The organism is Streptomyces sp. NPDC058045 (assembly GCF_042885635.1).
Taxonomy (GTDB): domain Bacteria; phylum Actinomycetota; class Actinomycetes; order Streptomycetales; family Streptomycetaceae; genus Streptomyces.
Genome location: NZ_JBHVRR010000046.1, coordinates 1 through 17,083, shown reverse-complemented (window position 1 = coordinate 17,083; position 17,083 = coordinate 1). Strand labels below are relative to the sequence as shown.

General features: G+C 71.5%; 15 protein-coding genes. 14 read left to right on the top strand and 1 reads right to left on the bottom strand.

Features of this window, described 5'->3' with window-relative positions:
• Positions 1-35 precede the first annotated feature (35 nt).
• From ACFVST_RS23420 to ACFVST_RS23365, 12 genes are all read left to right on the top strand, one after another.
• Complete coding sequence (locus ACFVST_RS23420; RefSeq protein ID WP_390155334.1) at positions 36-1,085, top strand: substrate-binding domain-containing protein; 1,050 nt, start codon at positions 36-38, stop codon at positions 1,083-1,085.
• A 69-nt stretch (positions 1,086-1,154) separates the two neighbouring features.
• A complete protein-coding gene (locus tag ACFVST_RS23415) occupies positions 1,155-2,369 on the top strand; it encodes a Gfo/Idh/MocA family protein (protein ID WP_390155331.1) in 1,215 nt (404 codons plus the stop codon).
• A gap of 32 nt (positions 2,370-2,401) precedes the next feature.
• Positions 2,402-3,406: a sugar phosphate isomerase/epimerase family protein gene (locus ACFVST_RS23410; RefSeq protein WP_390155328.1), complete on the top strand. Its 1,005-nt coding sequence runs from the start codon at positions 2,402-2,404 to the stop codon at positions 3,404-3,406.
• A 452-nt stretch (positions 3,407-3,858) separates the two neighbouring features.
• Complete coding sequence (locus tag ACFVST_RS23405; RefSeq protein ID WP_390155325.1) at positions 3,859-5,004, top strand: inositol-3-phosphate synthase; 1,146 nt, start codon at positions 3,859-3,861, stop codon at positions 5,002-5,004.
• Positions 5,004-5,981 (top strand): SCO3242 family prenyltransferase, encoded by a 978-nt coding sequence (locus ACFVST_RS23400; RefSeq protein ID WP_390155322.1) that lies wholly within the window; start codon positions 5,004-5,006, stop codon positions 5,979-5,981. Before ACFVST_RS23405 ends, ACFVST_RS23400 begins: the two co-directional genes overlap by 1 nt.
• Entirely contained in the window at positions 5,978-6,859 is an 882-nt protein-coding gene (locus ACFVST_RS23395; RefSeq protein ID WP_390155319.1) for a sugar phosphate isomerase/epimerase family protein, read from the top strand. The genes ACFVST_RS23400 and ACFVST_RS23395 overlap by 4 nt, the downstream gene beginning before the upstream one ends.
• Positions 6,856-7,458 (top strand): EboA domain-containing protein, encoded by a 603-nt coding sequence (locus tag ACFVST_RS23390; RefSeq protein WP_390155316.1) that lies wholly within the window; start codon positions 6,856-6,858, stop codon positions 7,456-7,458. Before ACFVST_RS23395 ends, ACFVST_RS23390 begins: the two co-directional genes overlap by 4 nt.
• Positions 7,458-8,306 (top strand): TatD family hydrolase, encoded by an 849-nt coding sequence (locus tag ACFVST_RS23385; RefSeq protein WP_390155313.1) that lies wholly within the window; start codon positions 7,458-7,460, stop codon positions 8,304-8,306. Before ACFVST_RS23390 ends, ACFVST_RS23385 begins: the two co-directional genes overlap by 1 nt.
• Positions 8,307-8,309: 3 nt before the next feature.
• Entirely contained in the window at positions 8,310-9,479 is a 1,170-nt protein-coding gene (gene eboE, locus ACFVST_RS23380; RefSeq protein WP_390155310.1) for a metabolite traffic protein EboE, read from the top strand.
• A complete protein-coding gene (locus tag ACFVST_RS23375) occupies positions 9,476-10,861 on the top strand; it encodes an alkaline phosphatase family protein (RefSeq protein ID WP_390155307.1) in 1,386 nt (461 codons plus the stop codon). Before eboE ends, ACFVST_RS23375 begins: the two co-directional genes overlap by 4 nt.
• 53 nt (positions 10,862-10,914) lie before the next feature.
• Positions 10,915-12,075: a sugar phosphate isomerase/epimerase family protein gene (locus tag ACFVST_RS23370; protein ID WP_390155304.1), complete on the top strand. Its 1,161-nt coding sequence runs from the start codon at positions 10,915-10,917 to the stop codon at positions 12,073-12,075.
• 261 nt (positions 12,076-12,336) lie between these two features.
• On the top strand, positions 12,337-14,454 hold the full coding sequence (locus tag ACFVST_RS23365; protein WP_390155301.1) for a PQQ-dependent sugar dehydrogenase: 2,118 nt from the start codon (positions 12,337-12,339) through the stop codon (positions 14,452-14,454).
• A gap of 72 nt (positions 14,455-14,526) precedes the next feature.
• Here the strand turns inward: ACFVST_RS23365 and ACFVST_RS23360 are convergent, their stop codons facing one another.
• Positions 14,527-15,336, bottom strand: coding sequence for a carbon-nitrogen hydrolase family protein (locus ACFVST_RS23360; protein WP_390155298.1), 810 nt, complete (start codon positions 15,334-15,336; stop codon positions 14,527-14,529).
• 94 nt (positions 15,337-15,430) lie between these two features.
• Here ACFVST_RS23360 and ACFVST_RS23355 point away from each other — a divergent pair, with 94 nt between their 5' ends.
• On the top strand, positions 15,431-16,144 hold the full coding sequence (locus ACFVST_RS23355) for a GntR family transcriptional regulator (protein ID WP_390155295.1): 714 nt from the start codon (positions 15,431-15,433) through the stop codon (positions 16,142-16,144).
• A 383-nt stretch (positions 16,145-16,527) separates the two neighbouring features.
• Positions 16,528-17,083 (top strand): hypothetical protein (locus tag ACFVST_RS23350; protein ID WP_390155293.1); only part of this gene is annotated, 556 nt, incomplete at its 3' end.

Sequence of the window (17,083 nt, the reverse complement as noted above, 5' to 3'; positions counted from 1 at the left end):
CCCCGTCCACCGTCCAGTCGAAGGGTCGATCCACCATGGCAGGAAATCCGGCCACCAGCCGCAGAGCTCTGATGTTCGGCACCGCAGCCGTCTCCGCCGGTGCGCTGCTGACGGGCTGCACCAGCAACGAGCCCAGCAAGAAGGAGAAGGGGGCCCCGGACAGCGCCCCCATCGCCGACGACAAGCCGGGCAAGGCCGTCACCATCGGCTTCGCCGGGCCCCAGGCCGACCACGGCTGGCTGAACGCCATCAACCAGAACGCCAAGTCGCGGGCGAAGAAGTACTCCGACGTCACCATGGTGACCACCGAGGGCTCCAACGACACCGCCCAGCAGATCGGCCAGATCCAGACGCTGATCAACAAGAAGGTCGACGTGCTGGTGATCCTGCCGGCCGACGGCAAGGCGCTCACCCAGGTCGGGCTGAAGGCCATGCGGGCCGGCATCCCCGTGGTCAACCTGGACCGTGTGTTCGCCTCCCCGCAGGCCTACCGCTGCTGGATCGGCGGCGACAACTACGGCATGGGTCTCAACGCCGGGCACTACATCGGCGAACAGCTCAAGGGCAAGTCCGGCGCCAAGGTGGTCGAACTCGCCGGGCTGGACAACCTCGAACTCACCAAGGAACGCACCCGGGGCTTTGACGACGCCCTCAAGAACTACCCCAACATCAAGAAGGTGGCCCGCCAGGCGGCCGACTTCACCGTCGAGTCCGGGCAGGCCAAGATGGCCCAACTCCTCCAGGCCCAGCCGAAGTTCGACGCGCTGTGGAACCACGACGACGACCAGGGCGTGGGCGCGCTGCGCGCCATCGACCAGGCCGGCCGCGACGACTTCCTGATGGTCGGCGGCGCCGGCGCCAAGGCCGCGATGCGCGCCATCAAGGCCGGCAACAGCGTGCTCAAGGCCACCGTCCTGTACCCGCCGACGATGGCCGCCTCCGCCATCGACCTCGCCCGGGCACTGGGCCAGGGCAAGGGCATCGGCGGTATGGCCGAGATGGAGATCCCGTCCTCGCTGACCCTCTACTCGGCCGTCGTCACCAAGGACAACGTCGACCAGTACCTGCCGACCGGCTTCGTGTGACCGGGCCGGGCACCCCCAAGTGCCCCGGAACGGGACGAGTCAGTGACACTCCGATGAGGGGGAACCCGCATGGAACAGAGGGACACCCGGACCGAGCCGCCGACGCTCGGCGTGGGCATGGTCGGCTACGCGTTCATGGGCGCCGCGCACTCCCAGGGCTGGCGCACCGTACGCCATGTGTTCGACCTGCCGCTGCGGCCGGTGCTCGCCGCGATCGCGGGCCGCGACCCACACGCCGTGCGGGCAGCCGCCGCCAAGTACGGCTGGGCCGCGGCGGAGACCGACTGGCGCGCCCTGCTGGCCCGCGAGGACGTGCACCTCGTGGACGTCTGCACCCCGGGCGACAGCCATGCGGAGATCGCCGTCGCGGCACTGGAGGCCGGCAAGCATGTGCTGTGCGAGAAACCGCTGGCCAATTCGGTCGCCGAGGCCGAGGCCATGGTCGCGGCGGCCGAAGCGGCCCGTGAGCGGGGGCAGTTGGCGATGGTGGGCTTCAACTACCGGCGGGTGCCCGCCCTCAGCCACGCCCGCCGCCTCATCGCCGACGGCCGGCTCGGCACCCTGCGCCACGTCCGGGTCACCTACCTCCAGGACTGGCTGGTCGACCCCGGCTTCCCGCTGACCTGGCGGCTCCAGCGGGAGCACGCGGGCTCGGGCGCGCTCGGCGACCTCGGCGCGCACATCGTGGACCTCGCCCAGTTCCTGGCCGGTGAGGCACTGGTGGGGGTCTCCGCCCAGACGGAGACCTTCGTCCGGGAGCGCCCCCGCCTCGGCGGGGCCTCCGCCGGCCTGACCGCGTCCGGCGGCACCGGGCACGGGCCGGTCACGGTGGACGACGCGGCCGTCTTCACCGGCCGGTTCGCCTCGGGGGCGCTCGCCGCCTTCGAGGCGACCCGGATGGCCTCCGGCCGCAAGAACGCCCTGCGGCTTGAGGTCAACGGCGAGTTCGGTTCGCTGGCCTTCGACCTGGAGCGGCTCAACGAGCTGTCCTTCCACGACCACCGGGAACCGTCCGCCACCGCCGGATTCCGCCGGATCATCGTCACCGAGGCCGAACACCCCTACCTGGAGGGCTGGTGGCCGCCGGGCCACGCCCTCGGCTACGAGCACACCTTCACCCACCAGGCCCGCGACCTGGTCGAGGCCATCGCGTCCGGCACCGACCCGGCACCGTCCTTCGCCGACGGCCTCCAGGTGCAGCGGGTGCTCGCCGCGGTGGAGGAGAGCGCCCAGCGCAACGCCGTCTACACCCCTGTCCAGGAAGCCCGCGCCGGAGTCCGGTAGCGATCCCGCCAGGAACCCCGATCGGAGGCGCCATGACCCGCCCGTTCACCCTGTTCACCGGCCAGTGGGCCGATCTGCCGCTGGAGGAGGTCTGCCGGCTGGCCCGCGACTTTGGCTACGACGGCCTCGAACTCGCCTGCTGGGGCGACCACTTCGAGGTCGACAAGGCCCTGTCCGACCCGTCCTATCTGGACGGCCGCCGCGCCCTGCTGGAGAAGTACGGCCTGAAGTGCTGGGCGATCTCCAACCACCTCACCGGCCAGGCCGTCTGCGACCACCCCATCGACGAACGGCACCAGGGCATCCTCGCCGCCCGCATCTGGGGCGACGGCGACCCGGAGGGCGTACGGCGGCGGGCCGCGGCCGAGATCGAGGACACGGCACGGGCCGCGGCCGCCTTCGGTGTCGACACCGTGATCGGCTTCACCGGCTCCTCCATCTGGCATCTGGTGGCGATGTTCCCGCCGGTACCGGAGCGGATGATCGAGCGCGGCTACCAGGACTTCGCGGAGCGCTGGAACCCGATCCTGGACGTCTTCGACGCGGAGGGCGTCCGCTTCGCCCACGAGGTCCACCCCAGCGAGATCGCCTACGACTACTGGACCACCCGCCGCGCCCTGGACGCGGTGGACAACCGCCCGGCGTTCGGCCTCAACTTCGACCCCTCCCACTTCGTGTGGCAGGACCTGGACCCGGTCGGCTTCCTCTACGACTTCCGGGACCGGATCTACCACGTCGACTGCAAGGAGGCCCGCAAGCGCCTGGACGGGCGCAACGGCCGCCTCGGCTCCCATCTGCCGTGGGGCGATCCCCGACGCGGCTGGGACTTCGTCTCCGCCGGACACGGCGACGTCCCCTGGGAGGACGTCTTCCGGATGCTGCGCTCCATCGACTACCAGGGTCCGGTGTCCGTGGAGTGGGAGGACGCCGGGATGGACCGCCTGATGGGCGCGCCGCAGGCACTCGCCCATCTCAAGCAGTTCGACTTCGACCCGCCCTCGGCGTCCTTCGACGCGGCCTTCGGCGGCGACAACTAGGCCGAGCCAGACCCCGGTTGGACCTGGCGGTGTCCCCGCCGCCGGGTCGGGCCGGGCTGCCCGGACGCTCATTTGTCCTGACGCGGGAAAAAGTTTGACTCTTCGTTGCGTAAGGGCTTTCCGTCGAGGACGAACCGGGCTACCGTCCAATTTCGAACAGGTGCCACCCGGCGACCCGTGCCGATAGAGCATCCCGGTCGCACGCTCACCGCTCGTACGACCGGTCCCCACCGGACATCGGTGCACAGCACAGGGCCAAGTACCCCCGAAGAACCCCCACTTGTCACCGGCGGCAGCCCCGCCGGCTCGCTCGCGCAACCGCGCCGCCCACCGGAACCAGCCGGGGGGCCGCGGTCAACGCCCGCCCATCCGGCGGCCGTTGAGGGGAGAGCACGACCCCCTCGACCGCCCGCCGACCACATCGGGACATCGACATGGCAGGGAGGCTGCCCGTGAACAGCGACGGGAACGTATCGAAGCTCCGGACCGGCGGGCCGACCACCGGAGTCTGGTTCGTGGGCGCACGCGGCTCGGTGGCCACCACCGCCGTCGCCGGATGCGCCGCCATCACCGCCGGACTGCGCCCGCCCACCGGCATGGTCACCGAGACGGCCCCCTTCGACGGAACGGGCCTGCCACCACTGCCCGCACTGGTCTTCGGCGGCCATGACACCGCCGACTGCCCGCTGCCCAAGCGTGCCGAGCACCTCACCGGAGAAGGCGTCCTCCCGCACGGGCTCGCCGCCGCCGTACACGCCGAACTGGCCGCCGCCGACCGGGAGATACGCCCCGGCGGCCCCCTCCCCGGCGACACCCGCGGCGACGAGGAACTCATCAGCGACTTCGCCGCCGACATCACCGCCTTCCGCACCCGCAGCGCCGCGGCCCGGGTGGTCGTCGTCAACGTCTCCTCCACCGAGCCGCTGCCCGCACCCGACGCGGTGCGACTGCCGGCCAGCTCCCTCTACGCGGCCGCCGCCCTGCGCGCCGGCTGCTCCTATGTCAACTTCACCCCGTCCACCGGACTGCGCACCCCCGCCCTGGCGGCCGCCGCCGAGTCAAGTGGCCTGCCCCACGCGGGCCGTGACGGCAAGACGGGCCAGACCCTGCTGCGGGCCGTACTCGCCCCGATGTTCGTCCAACGCGCACTGGACGTACGCGCCTGGTCCGGCACCAATCTGCTGGGCGGCGGTGACGGGGCCGCCCTCGCCGACCCGGCCGCCGCGGCGGCGAAGAACGCGGGCAAGGAACGTGTCCTGGCCGAGACCCTCGGGCACACCCCGGAGGGCGAGGTGCACATCGACGAGGTGCCGGCCCTCGGCGACCACAAGACCGCCTGGGACCACATCGTCTTCGACGGCTTCCTCGGCTCGCGGATGATCCTCCAGACCATCTGGCAGGGCTGCGACTCCGCCCTCGCCGCGCCACTGGTCCTGGATCTGGCCCGACTGGCCGCCCGCGCCCATGAGTTGGGCCTCGCCGGGCCGCTGCCGGAGCTGGGCTTCTACTTCAAGGACCCCGACGCGGGACCCTCCGGGCTCTCGGAGCAGTACACCGCGCTGCTGGCCTTCGCCGACCGCCTGCGAGAGGCGAAGTGATGCCCACCCTGCTGTCCCGCCTCAACCCCCCGGAGCCCGTCAGCTCCCGCGGTGACCTGGGCACCAAGGCATCCACTCCACAGCGCGGACGGCGGGCACGGCTGTGGGACTGGGCCGAACTGCTGCGTGTCTCCGCGCTGTTCACCGTCCCCGGAGACGCCCTCGCCGGTGCCGCCGCGGCCGGCCGGCGACCGGACCGGGGCACCGCGTACGCCGCCGCCGCCTCCCTCTGCCTGTACGAGGCGGGTATGGCGCTCAACGACTGGGCGGACCGCGGTGAGGACGCCGTCGACCGCCCGCACCGCCCCCTGCCCTCCGGCCGGATCTCCCCGGCGGCGGCCCTCGCCGCGGCCGGACTCCTCAGCGCTGCGGGCCTGACCTGCGCCGCCCGCGCCGGGCGCCCCGCACTCGCGGTGGCGACGGCCCTGACCGCCACCGTCTGGGCGTACGACCTCCGGCTGAAGCACACCCCCGCGGCCCCGGCGGCGATGGCCGCGGCCCGCGGTCTTGACGTCCTGCTCGGCGCGACCGCGACCCGGCCCTCGGGGCCTCCCGCCGCCGGTGGTGCGGCCACCGCCGCGGCCGCGCTGGCCGCCCACACCTACGCCGTCACCGCCGTCTCCCGGCATGAGACACAGGGCGGTTCGGCCCGCACCGCCCTCGCCGCGCTCGGCACCACGACCCTGATCGGCCTGCTCCTGGCACGGCCCCGCATCCCGGCCCGCCCCCTCGCGACGCTGCCCGCAGCCGCCCTGCCCGCGGCCGTATACGTCCGCACCGCCGCCGTCCCCGCCCTGCACGCCGTACTCAACCCGTCCCCGCCCCTCACCCAGCGTGCCGTCGGCGGCGGGATCCGCGCCATGATCCCGCTCCAGGCCGCGCTCGCCGCCCGCGCCGGAGCGGGCGCCACCGCCCTCGCCCTGTCGGCACTCGCACCGCTGGCCCGCGCCCTCGCACGAAGGGTGAGCCCCACATGAACCCCCGAGCCCCACTCCGCCTCGGCTACGGCACCAACGGCCTCACCGACCTCCGCCTCCACGACGCCCTCCACCTGCTCGCGGACCTCGGCTACGACGGCGTCGGACTCACCCTCGACCATATGCACCTCGACCCGCTCGCCCCCGACCTCCCCGCCCGCACCGCCCACGTCGCCCGCCTCCTCGGTGAACTCGGCCTCACCGCCACCGTCGAGACCGGCGCCCGCTATGTGCTCGACCCGCGCCGCAAGCACGGCCCCTCCCTCCTCGACCCCGACCCGGAGGGCCGCGCCGCCCGCACCCGGCTGCTGAGGACCGCGGTCCAGGTGGCGGCGGACCTCGGGGCGCACGCCGTGCACTGCTTCAGCGGCATCACACCCCCCGGCACCCCCGAGACCACCGCCTGGCAGCGACTGGAGCAGGCACTCACCCCCGTACTCGACGCCGCGGACGCCGCCGGTGTGCCGATCGCCATCGAACCGGAACCGGGACACCTCCTCGCCACCCTCGCCGACTTCCACCGGCTGCGGACCCGCCTCGGCAGCCCCACCGCCCTCGGCCTCACCCTCGACATCGGCCACTGCCAGTGCCTGGAGCCGGACCCGCCCGCCGAGTGCGTCCGGGCCGCCGGCCCCTGGCTGCGGCATGTGCAGATCGAGGACATGCGCCGCGGGGTGCACGAGCATCTGCCGTTCGGTGACGGCGAGATCGACTTCCCGCCCGTGCTGGACGCCCTCGCCGCCACCGGCTACCAGGGCCTCACCGTCGTGGAACTGCCCCGCCACTCGCACGCCGGGCCCCAACTCGCCCGCACCTCCGTGGAGTTCCTCCGGACCGCGGCAGCGGCCACCGCCCTGAAGGGAGCGCCCACCCCATGACGCCACCCCCTCCCCGCACCCGTGAGCACCTCGCCGCCCGACTCCCCGACGACACCGCCCGCGCCTGGCTGGACCAGGCACTGGCCGACGCCGCGGGCCCCGCCCCCGACTGGGAGTCGCGGTTCGCCGCCGCCGGCCGGTACTGCGGCCCGCAGAACGCGGACGCCGTACGCACCCTCCTGCTGATCGAGGCACGAGCGGACACCGACACCCTCACCCGGCTCTACCAGCAGGGCAGCGCCGCCGAACGCCGTGCCGTGCTCCAGGCACTGCCCGCCCTGGTCGAAGGACCGCAGGCGCTGCACCTGGTGGAGGACGCGCTGCGCACCAACGACACCCGGCTGGTCGCCGCCGCCCTCGGCCCCTACGCCGCTGCCCAACTGCCCCCGCACGCCTGGCGCCACGCCGTCCTCAAGTGCCTCTTCACCGGAGTCCCCGTCGACGCGGTCGCCGGACTGGCCCGGCGGGCGGCCGGCGACACCGAACTGGCCCGGATGCTCGACGACTACGCCGCCGAGCGGACCGCGGCCGGCCGCGAGGTCCCGCCCGCACTCCACCGCGTACTGACCCTGACGGGCGAGAACCCCGAGGAGCTGTGATGCGCATCTTCGACCCCCATATCCATATGACGTCCCGCACCACCGACGACTACGAGGCCATGTACGCCGCGGGGGTGCGTGCCGTGGTCGAACCGGCCTTCTGGCTCGGCCAGCCCCGCACCTCCCCGGCCAGCTTCCTCGACTACTTCGACGCCCTCCTCGGCTGGGAGCCCTTCCGCGCCGCCCAGTACGGCATCGCCCACCACTGCACCATCGCCCTCAACCCCAAAGAGGCCAACGACCCCCGCTGCACCCCGGTCCTGGACGCCCTGCCCCGCTACCTCGCCAAGGACGGAGTGGTCGCCGTCGGCGAGATCGGCTACGACTCCATGACGCCCGCCGAGGACACCGCACTGGCCGCACAGCTCCAACTCGCCGCGGACCACGGCCTGGCCGCGCTGGTGCACACCCCGCACCGCGACAAACCGGCCGGCCTGGACCGCACCCTGGCCGCCGTCCGGGAATCCGCCCTCCCCATGGACCGGGTGCTGCTCGACCACCTCAACGAGACCACCGTCCAGCACGCCAAGGACAGCGGCTGCTGGCTCGGCTTCTCCGTCTACCCCGACACCAAGATGGACGAGGACCGCATGGTCGCCATCCTCGGCACGTACGGAACGGAGAAGGTCCTCGTCAACTCCGCCGCCGACTGGGGCAAGAGCGATCCGCTGAAGACCCGCAAGGTCGGCGACGCCATGCTCGCGGCCGGCTTCACCGACGACGACGTCGACCAGGTGCTGTGGCGCAACCCCGTCGCCTTCTACGGGCTCAGCGGCCGCCTCCAACTCGACGTGCCCCAGCCGGAAAGCCTCCATGAGGGCAACTCCATCCTCCGCGGCGGGGAGTGACCCATGCGCTTCAAGCACCCCGACGGCTCCACCATCCACCTCGCCTACTGCACCAACGTCCACCCCGCCGAAACCCTGGACGGTGTCCGCGCCCAACTCCGCGACCACTGCGAGCCGGTCCGCAAACGCCTCGGACGCGACCGCCTCGGTATCGGCCTCTGGCTGGCGAAGGACGCCGCCCGCGCCCTGAGCACCGACCCGGTGGCACTGCGCGGACTGCGCGCCGAACTCGACCGCCGCGGCCTCGAAGTCGTCACCCTCAACGGCTTCCCCTACGAGGGATTCGGCGCCCAAGAGGTCAAGTACCGTGTCTACAAACCCGATTGGGCCGACGCCGAACGGCTCGCGCACACCACCGACCTGGCCCGGTTGCTGGCGGCGCTCCTCCCGGACGACGCCACCGAAGGCACCGTCTCCACCCTCCCGCTGGCCTGGCGCACCGACTTCGACGAGAGCGCCGCCGCCACCTCCCGCGCCGCCCTCACCACCCTGGCGGAGCGACTCGACGCACTGGAGGAGCTGACCGGCAAGTCGATCCGTATCGCCCTGGAACCGGAGCCCGGCTGCACGGTGGAGACCACCGCCGACGCCATCGCACCCCTCACCGCCCTCCCCGGGCACCGGATCGGCGTCTGCGTCGACACCTGCCACCTCGCCACCTCCTTCGAGGACCCGGCGACAGCGCTGGCCGCACTCGACGCCGCCGGCATCGGCATCCCCAAAGCGCAACTCTCCGCCGCACTGCACGCCGAACACCCCGACCGGCCCGAAGTCCGGGCCGCCCTCGCCGAGTTCGCCGAACCCCGCTTCCTGCACCAGACCCGCACCCGCACCGCCTCCGGACTGCGCGGCACCGACGACCTCGGTGAGGCACTGGCCGGCACCGCCCTGCCCGACAGCACACCCTGGCGCGCCCACTTCCACGTCCCCCTGCACGCCCCGCCCGCCGCCCCGCTCACCTCAACCCTGCCCGTACTCCAGGACACCCTGACCCACCTGGTGGGCGGCGAGACACCCCGCACCCGCCACCTGGAGGTCGAGACGTACACCTGGCAGGCCCTGCCCGCCGACTCCCGTCCCCGTACCAGGACCCAGCTCGCCGACGGCATCGCCGCCGAACTCGCCCTCGCCCGCGGCCTGTTGACCGACCTGGGCCTGAAGGAACTGCCATGACCGACACCCGACCCACCCCGCTGCTGGTCCTGGACGTCGTCGGCCTCACCCCGCGACTCCTGGAGCACATGCCGCGCCTCCGGGCGATGGCCGCCGCCGGCTCCCAGGCCAACCTGTCCACGGTGCTGCCGGCCGTCACCTGCACCGCCCAGTCCACCTTCCTCACCGGCACCCTCCCCGCCGAACACGGCATCGTCGGCAACGGCTGGTACTTCCGCGAACTCGGCGACGTACTGCTCTGGCGCCAGCACAACGGACTCGTCGCGGGCGACAAACTGTGGGACGCCGCCCGCCGCGCCCACCCCGGCTACACCGTCGCCAACATCTGCTGGTGGTACGCCATGGGCGCCGACACCGACATCACCGTCACACCCCGCCCCGTCTACTACGCCGACGGCCGCAAGGAACCCGACTGCTACACCCGCCCACCCACCCTGCACGCCGAACTCACCGAGAAATTCGGCACGTTCCCCCTCTTCCACTTCTGGGGCCCCGGCGCGGACCTCACCTCCAGTCGCTGGATCGCCGACGCCACCCGCCACATCATGCGCACCCGCCACCCCGACCTGACCCTCTGCTACCTCCCGCACCTCGACTACGACCTCCAGCGCTACGGCCCCGACGACCCCCGCTCCCACCGCGCCGCCGCCGAACTCGACACCGTCATCGGCCCGCTGCTCGACGACGGCCGCACCGAGGGCCGCACCGTCGTCGCCCTCTCCGAGTACGGCATCACCCGCGTCACCCGGCCCGTCGACATCAACCGCGCCCTGCGCCGCGCCGGACTGCTGGAGGTGCACACCCAGGACGGTATGGAGTACCTCGACCCGATGGCGTCCCGCGCCTTCGCCGTCGCCGACCACCAGCTCGCCCATGTCTATGTGCGCCGCACCGAGGACCTCGAAGCCACCCGCGAGGCCCTGGCGGACCTGCCCGGCATCGAGCAACTCCTCGACGACGACGGCAAGAAGGCCCACGGCCTCGACCACCCCCGCTCCGGGGAACTCGTCGCCGTCGCCGAGCCGGACGCCTGGTTCACCTACTACTACTGGCTGGACGACGAACTCGCCCCCGACTTCGCCCAGTTGGTCGAGATCCACCGCAAGCCGGGCTACGACCCCGTCGAGCTGTTCATGGACCCCGAGGACCCCTATGTACGGGTCAGGGCGGCCACCGCCGTCGCCCGCAAGAAACTCGGGATGCGCTACCGGCTCGCCGTCGTCCCCCTCGACCCGGCACCCCTCAGAGGCAGCCACGGCCGCCTCCCCACGAGCGACGCAGAAGGTCCGCTCGTCCTCTGCTCCACCCCCCGCGCAGTGTCCGGCCGCGTCGCGGCCACCGAAGTGAAGCCCCTGCTGCTGCGGCTCGCCGGCCTCTCCTGAGACCGCCGCCGTCAGGCACCCGCAGCACCGAGACAACGAAAGTGAGCATCACCGTGACCGCATTCAACGACGACGCCGCCACCGGCGACTCCCTGCGCCGCGCCCTCGGTGTCAACCGCCGCCGCTTCCTGAGCACCTGTACCGCCGTCGGGGCCGCCGCCGTCGCCGCGCCCGTCTTCGGCGCCGGCCCCGCACTGGCCCAGGAGAAGGCGGCCCCCGCCGACGAGCCGGGCCGCTCCGCGCTGGTCCCGCCGCACAAGCGCGGCATCATCCTCTACACCGTCCGGGACGCCGTCGGCCGCAACCCGCTCACCAGCGACCTGCCGTCCGGCTTCCGCGACGTGTTCCGTCAACTGGCCCGCTTCGGCTACCGCCAGGTCGAGTTCGCCGGCTACGGCCAGCACGCCAACGCCCCCGGCGGCGCCAGCCTGGAGTCCGTCGCGGGCGCGAAGCTGCTGCGCTCCTGGCTGGACGAGTACGGTCTGCGGGCGCAGGGCAACCACGGCTTCATCCCGCCGTCCTGGCCGCTGTCCCAGCCCGACCTGGACACCTTCAAGCGCCATCTGGAGATCGCCAACATCCTCGGCATGGAGCACATGGGCACCGGCGGCGACCCCACCGGCAGCCGCTACCGGGCCGACTGGGACGTGGCCGCGGAGAAGTGGAACGCCATGGGCGCCATCGCCGCCCGCGAGGGCATCAAGCTCTACACCCACAACCACGACACCGCCTACGACTTCCTGCTGGACGGCGGCCCGCTGGACGCCGAGGGCCGTCCCACCCGCAGCTCCGGCATCCGGAAGCTGGAGTACTTCCTGGAGGTCTCGGACCCCAAGAGCGTCTATCTGGAACTCGACATCTTCTGGGCACACGTGGCCCAGTACAAGTTCCACACCTACACCGCCCATGACGGTTCGCAGCAGGAGAAGGTCTTCGACCCCGCCGGCCTCGCCAGCCGCAACACCAACCGCTACCCGCTCTTCCACGCGAAGGACGGCACGGTGAACACCACCAACGGCATGGGCTACGACATGGTGCCGTTCGGCACCGGGGACATCGACTACCGCAAGTTCTTCGTCCGGGTCGGCGCGAAGAACTACCACAACCCGATGGTCGAGCAGGACAACGCCCCCAGCGGCACCGTCCCCGGCCAGTCCCTGGAGCACGCCCGGATCGGCTACAACAACCTGGCCGCCCTCCGCGCCAACGGCTGACGGTACGTCAACTGCCTTGCCTACCCGGCGACTTGGAGACGCCGGGGCAGGCAGGACCGCCCTGCCCGAAAACGCTTCGGGCGGGCACCGGACGACCGACCCACTTTCTCCGAAGGGGTTGAGACTTTGTCCTTGACGAGTCGAAAGTAGGCGCCCTAGCGTCCAACTCACTCACTTAGCACGGGTTCTGACCCACGTTCACTCTGCGGCGGCCCTGCTCCACCCCCTCTTCGGCCGTCGAACAGACCAGAGGAGTTCTGAGTGCGCAACAGACGGATCACCACCCTTATCGGGGCGGCGGCACTGGCCGGAGCCATCGGGCTCCTGCCGCTGTCGACGGCCCAGGCCAAACCGACCGCGGAACCGCCCGCCCCGGCGGACTTCCAGAAGGTCACCCTCAACGACCGGCCCGGCGAGCCCATGGCCCTTGCCGTCCTCCCCGACAACCGGGTACTGCACACCGCGCGCGGCGGAGACGTCCGCATCCACGACCCCAAGAGCGGGGTCAACTTCCGTGCCGCCGACATGAAGGAGAGCCCCGGCGGCCTCTACCAGCACGACGAGGAAGGCGTCCAGGGCATCGCGGTCGACCCCGACTTCGCCCAGAACCACTGGGTCTACCTCTACTACTCGCCCCGCCTGAACACCCCCCTGGACAACCCGGCCACCCCCGGCGTCAACGAAGGCGACGCACCGGAGACCGGCACCCCCGAGGACTTCGCCAAGTACCGGGGCTACACACAGCTCTCCCGGTTCAAACTGACCGGCAACAAGCTCGACTTCGGCAGCGAGCAGAAGATCCTCCAGGTGCCCGCGGACCGCGGCATCTGCTGCCACGTCGGCGGCAAGATCGACTTCGACCACAAGGGCAATCTGTTCCTGTCCACCGGCGACGACTCCAACCCGTTCGCCTCCGACGGCTACGCCCCCCTGGACGACCGCCCCGGCCGCAACCCCGCCTACGACTCGCGGCGCACCGCCGGCAACACCAACGACCTCCGCGGCAAGCTGCTGCGCATCAAGGTCAAGGACGACGGCAGCTACGCGATACCGGGCGGCAACCTCTTCGAGAAGGACGCGCCCAAGACCCGGCCCGAGATCTACGCCATGGGCCTGCGCAACCCGTTCCGCTTCACCGTGGACGCCAAGTCCGGCAACGTCTACATGGCCGACTACTCACCCGACGCCAACAAGGCCAACCCCGACCGCGGCCCCGCCGGGCAGGGACGCTGGATGGTCATCGACCGCCCCGCCAACTACGGCTGGCCGTACTGCGTGACCCAGGACATGCCGTACTACGACTACGACTTCGCCACCAAGAAGTCGAGCGGCCCCTTCGACTGCACCAAGCCCGTCAACGACTCGCGGCACAACACCGGCCTCAGTGAACTGCCCCCGGTCAAGGACGCGGAGATCGTCTACGGCTACGGCGCCTCCAAGGACTTCCCGGAGCTCGGCACCGGCGGCATCGCCCCGATGGGCGGCCCCGCCTACCGCTACGACAAGAACAACACCGCCGTCAACCGCTGGCCCGAGTACTTCGACGGCAAGCCCCTCTTCTACGAGTGGACCCGGGACCAGATGCTGGCCCTGACCCTCGGCAAGAAGAACAAGGTCGACAAGATCGAGAACCCGCTCTCCTCGATCGTCACGGACGGCCCGATCGACGCTGAATTCGGCCCGGACGGCGCACTGTACGTCCTCGAATACGGCACCGGGTACTTCGCCGAACTGCCCGAAGCCCAGCTCGCCCGCATCGACTTCACCCGCGGCAACCGCACCCCGGAGCCCAAGGTCTCCGCCGACGTCGACAACGGCACCAACCCGCTGACCGTCCAGTTCTCCAGCGCCGGCACCAAGGACGCCGACGGGGACGCACTCAGCTACGCCTGGGACTTCGACGCCGACGGCACCGTGGACTCCACCGAGCCCAACCCGAAGCACACCTTCACCAAGAACGCCGTCTTCGACGCCACGCTCAAGGTCACCGACAGCACCGGACGTTCGGCCTCCGCGTCGGTCCCGGTGGTGGTCGGCAACAAGGCACCCGTCGTCACCCTCACCACCGACCCGGCCCCCGACAGCGGCACCCCGTTCCACTGGGGCGACACCGTGAAATGGAAGGTGGACGTCACCGACGACCAGCCGGTGGACTGCTCCCGGGTCACCGTCACCTTCATCCTCGGCCATGACACCCACGGCCACCCGCTCTCCACCAGCACCGGCTGCTCGGGCTCCTTCAAGACCTTCGTCGACGGCGGCCACGCCGGCGCGAAGAACCTGAAGGCCGTCTTCAACGCCAGCTACAAGGACGCTCCCCCCGGCGGCCTGCCCTCCCTCTCCGGCAGCGACGAGGTCGCCCTGATCCCGGCCGACTGACCGGCAGTTGAGCCGAATCCCGACCGACGGGGCGCCATCCACCAGGGTGGCGCCCCGTTGCCTGCCTCGGCCTCAGAGCCTGCGGTTGGCCAAGACCGGGAGGGACTTGCGGGTGTGGTCCACTGCGGCCAAGTCGATGTCCGCGACGAGGAGTTGGGGTGCGGGACCGGCCTCGGTGAGGACCTGGCCGGTGGGGGTGACGAGGGCGCTGTGGCCGATGCCGGTGGGGGCGCCCGGCCGGCTGGTGGGTTCGGGGGCGGCCGGGGCGGCCTGGCCGACGGCGGCGAGGAAGCAGGTGCTGTCGAGGGCGCGCGCCCGGGTCAGCAACCGCCACTGTTCGAGCTTGCCGCTGCCCGAGGCCCAGGACGCGGCGACGATCACCAGGCGGGCGCCCCGGTCGGCGAGGGTGGTGAACAGGTTGGGGAAGCGGATGTCGTAGCAGGTGGCGAGTCCGACGGGGACGCCCTGGTGGTCGATCAGTACGGGGGAGGTGCCGGGGACCACGGTGTCGGACTCGGCGAAACCGAAGGCGTCGAAGAGATGGATCTTCTGGTAGGCGGTCAGTCCGTGGGGGCCTGCGGCGATCAGCATGTTGGCGACCTTGCGCCGGCCGTCCGGCCCCCGCTCGCCGGTGGGGGTGAAGGTGCCCGCGACGGCCGTCACACCGTGGTCCGCCGCGAGCGCGGCGAAGCGGGTGGCCCAGGGGCCGTCGAGCGGTTCCGCGACCTCCGCCAAAGGGTGCCCGAAGGCACACATGGTGGCCTCCGGGAACACCACCAGCGAGGCGCCTTCGGCAGCGGCGCGGGTCAGTTGGTCCTCCACCAGGGCGAGGTTCGCCTCCGGGTCGCCGCCGCTCTCGATCTGTGCGAGCGCCATGCGCATCTGCTCATCCTCTCGTCGCCGTCTGCTCGTTGCTGTTCGCTCGTCGCTATCTGCCTGTTGTCGTCTGCCGTACCGGCCTTTGTATACTTCTCATATGCCAGGAGCTGCCGACCCACCGAGGCCCGTGTCGGGGCGCGAACGGGCACTGGCCTATCTGCGGGAGAAGGTGCTCGCCGATCCCGCGGTGCAGGGGACCTTCCTCAACGAACAGGCCATCGCCACCGCGGTCGGCGTCTCACGGACACCGGTGCGGGAGGCCCTGCTGATCCTGGCCGCGGACGAGTTGGTGCGGATCGAGCCAAAGCGCGGTGTGTACATCCCCGCGATGTCCGCCCGGGAGATAAACGAACTCTTCGATCTACGCGGCGTCCTGGAGCGCCATGCCGCCTCCCAGATCGTCACCGGCGGCGAGACCCCGGAGGTGGCGCTGAGGGAACTCCTCGCCGGGCAGCGGGAGTTGGCAGCACGTGCGGACGACGCTCTGGTCGCGGAGTTCGTCGTACTGGACCGGGACTTCCATCAGACGATGGTGGACAGCGCGGGCAGTGCTCTGCTGTCCCGGACCTACGCCGGACTGCGGGAGCGCCAACTGCGGGCCGGTCAGGCCGTGGTTCGCAACCGGCGTGAGCGGTGGGGCGAGGTGTGCGACGAGCACGGCCGGATCGTCGACGCCCTGGCCGCCGGGGACCCCGCCGCGCTCCATGCGGCGATCGACGGCCATCTGCACACCACGCTCACCCAACTCCTGTCGATCTCGGCGAGCTCGTCGATGTGCCGCTGGACGGCGGCCCGGTCCCGCCCGGTGTAACCGGCGACGATGACCTGCGGAGCATCGACCGCCACGGAATCGTCGCGCCCGGCGAGAGCCAGGACGACGGGGACTGCCCCGTAGGCGACTCGACAGCCATGCGCTCCTCTTCCCCTTCCGTTCGGCACCCCACAAGTGCACACCTTGTACACAAGATGATGGCCGGTGAGGGGGAGGGGGGCGGGGCGGAAGGTGCGCGGGGGATCGGCGGGCGGTGGACTTCACAGAGAGACAACTGCCATGTCACGAACGTGTCTTGAGGACGGTCGACAGACAACCCCGGCCTCCGCACCACCTGTCTCACGGGCCGGAAAGCGACCCGGACGAACAACGCCCAACCGCCGCCCGCTCCCCGGACGGCGGCCCCACAGGAGGACACCAGAATGCGCACTCGGAAGATCTCGGTACTGACCGCGACCGTCGCGGCCCTCGGACTGGCGCTGACCGCGTGCGGCAACACCACCACCGACAAGGCGTCCTCCGACCCGTCCTCCGTATCCGCCCCCTCCGCGTCCACGCCCTCTTCAGAGTCCTCGGACGGTTCCTCCTCGGATGCCCCCAACGGTTCCAAGTCCGGCGCCAAGCACGGCAAGCACGCGGGTGCGCCCGCCAGGCCCGGCAAGAAGTGCACCGACCGCATCAACTACGAGGGCGACCCGCGCTCCAACGCCGACATCAACTCCATCGGTGCGGAGACCGGCACCTGCCCGCCCGTCCAGAAGCCCGGCGAGCCCACGGGCGTGCCGAAGAAGCCCGGCATGAAGTGCACCGACCAGATCGACTACGCGGGCGACCCGAGGCCCAACGCCGACATCAACTCCATCGGTGCGGAGACCGGCACCTGCCCGCCCGTCCAGAAGCCCGGTAAGCCGTCCGGCGTGCCGAAGAAGCCCGGTGTGAAGTGCACCGACCAGATCAACTACGCCGGCGACCCGCGCC

What these genes read in the sequence shown, in the direction of transcription:
- ACFVST_RS23420 (WP_390155334.1), top strand. Translation starts at nt 36, where the DNA reads ATGGCAGGAAATCCGGCCACCAGCCGCAGAGCTCTGATGTTCGGCACC.
- ACFVST_RS23415 (WP_390155331.1), top strand. Translation starts at nt 1,155, where the DNA reads ATGGAACAGAGGGACACCCGGACCGAGCCGCCGACGCTCGGCGTGGGC.
- ACFVST_RS23410 (WP_390155328.1), top strand. Translation starts at nt 2,402, where the DNA reads ATGACCCGCCCGTTCACCCTGTTCACCGGCCAGTGGGCCGATCTGCCG.
- ACFVST_RS23400 (WP_390155322.1), top strand. Translation starts at nt 5,004, where the DNA reads ATGCCCACCCTGCTGTCCCGCCTCAACCCCCCGGAGCCCGTCAGCTCC.
- ACFVST_RS23395 (WP_390155319.1), top strand. Translation starts at nt 5,978, where the DNA reads ATGAACCCCCGAGCCCCACTCCGCCTCGGCTACGGCACCAACGGCCTC.
- ACFVST_RS23390 (WP_390155316.1), top strand. Translation starts at nt 6,856, where the DNA reads ATGACGCCACCCCCTCCCCGCACCCGTGAGCACCTCGCCGCCCGACTC.
- ACFVST_RS23385 (WP_390155313.1), top strand. Translation starts at nt 7,458, where the DNA reads ATGCGCATCTTCGACCCCCATATCCATATGACGTCCCGCACCACCGAC.
- eboE (WP_390155310.1), top strand. Translation starts at nt 8,310, where the DNA reads ATGCGCTTCAAGCACCCCGACGGCTCCACCATCCACCTCGCCTACTGC.
- ACFVST_RS23375 (WP_390155307.1), top strand. Translation starts at nt 9,476, where the DNA reads ATGACCGACACCCGACCCACCCCGCTGCTGGTCCTGGACGTCGTCGGC.
- ACFVST_RS23360 (WP_390155298.1), bottom strand. Translation starts at nt 15,336, where the DNA reads ATGCGCATGGCGCTCGCACAGATCGAGAGCGGCGGCGACCCGGAGGCG.
- ACFVST_RS23355 (WP_390155295.1), top strand. Translation starts at nt 15,431, where the DNA reads ATGCCAGGAGCTGCCGACCCACCGAGGCCCGTGTCGGGGCGCGAACGG.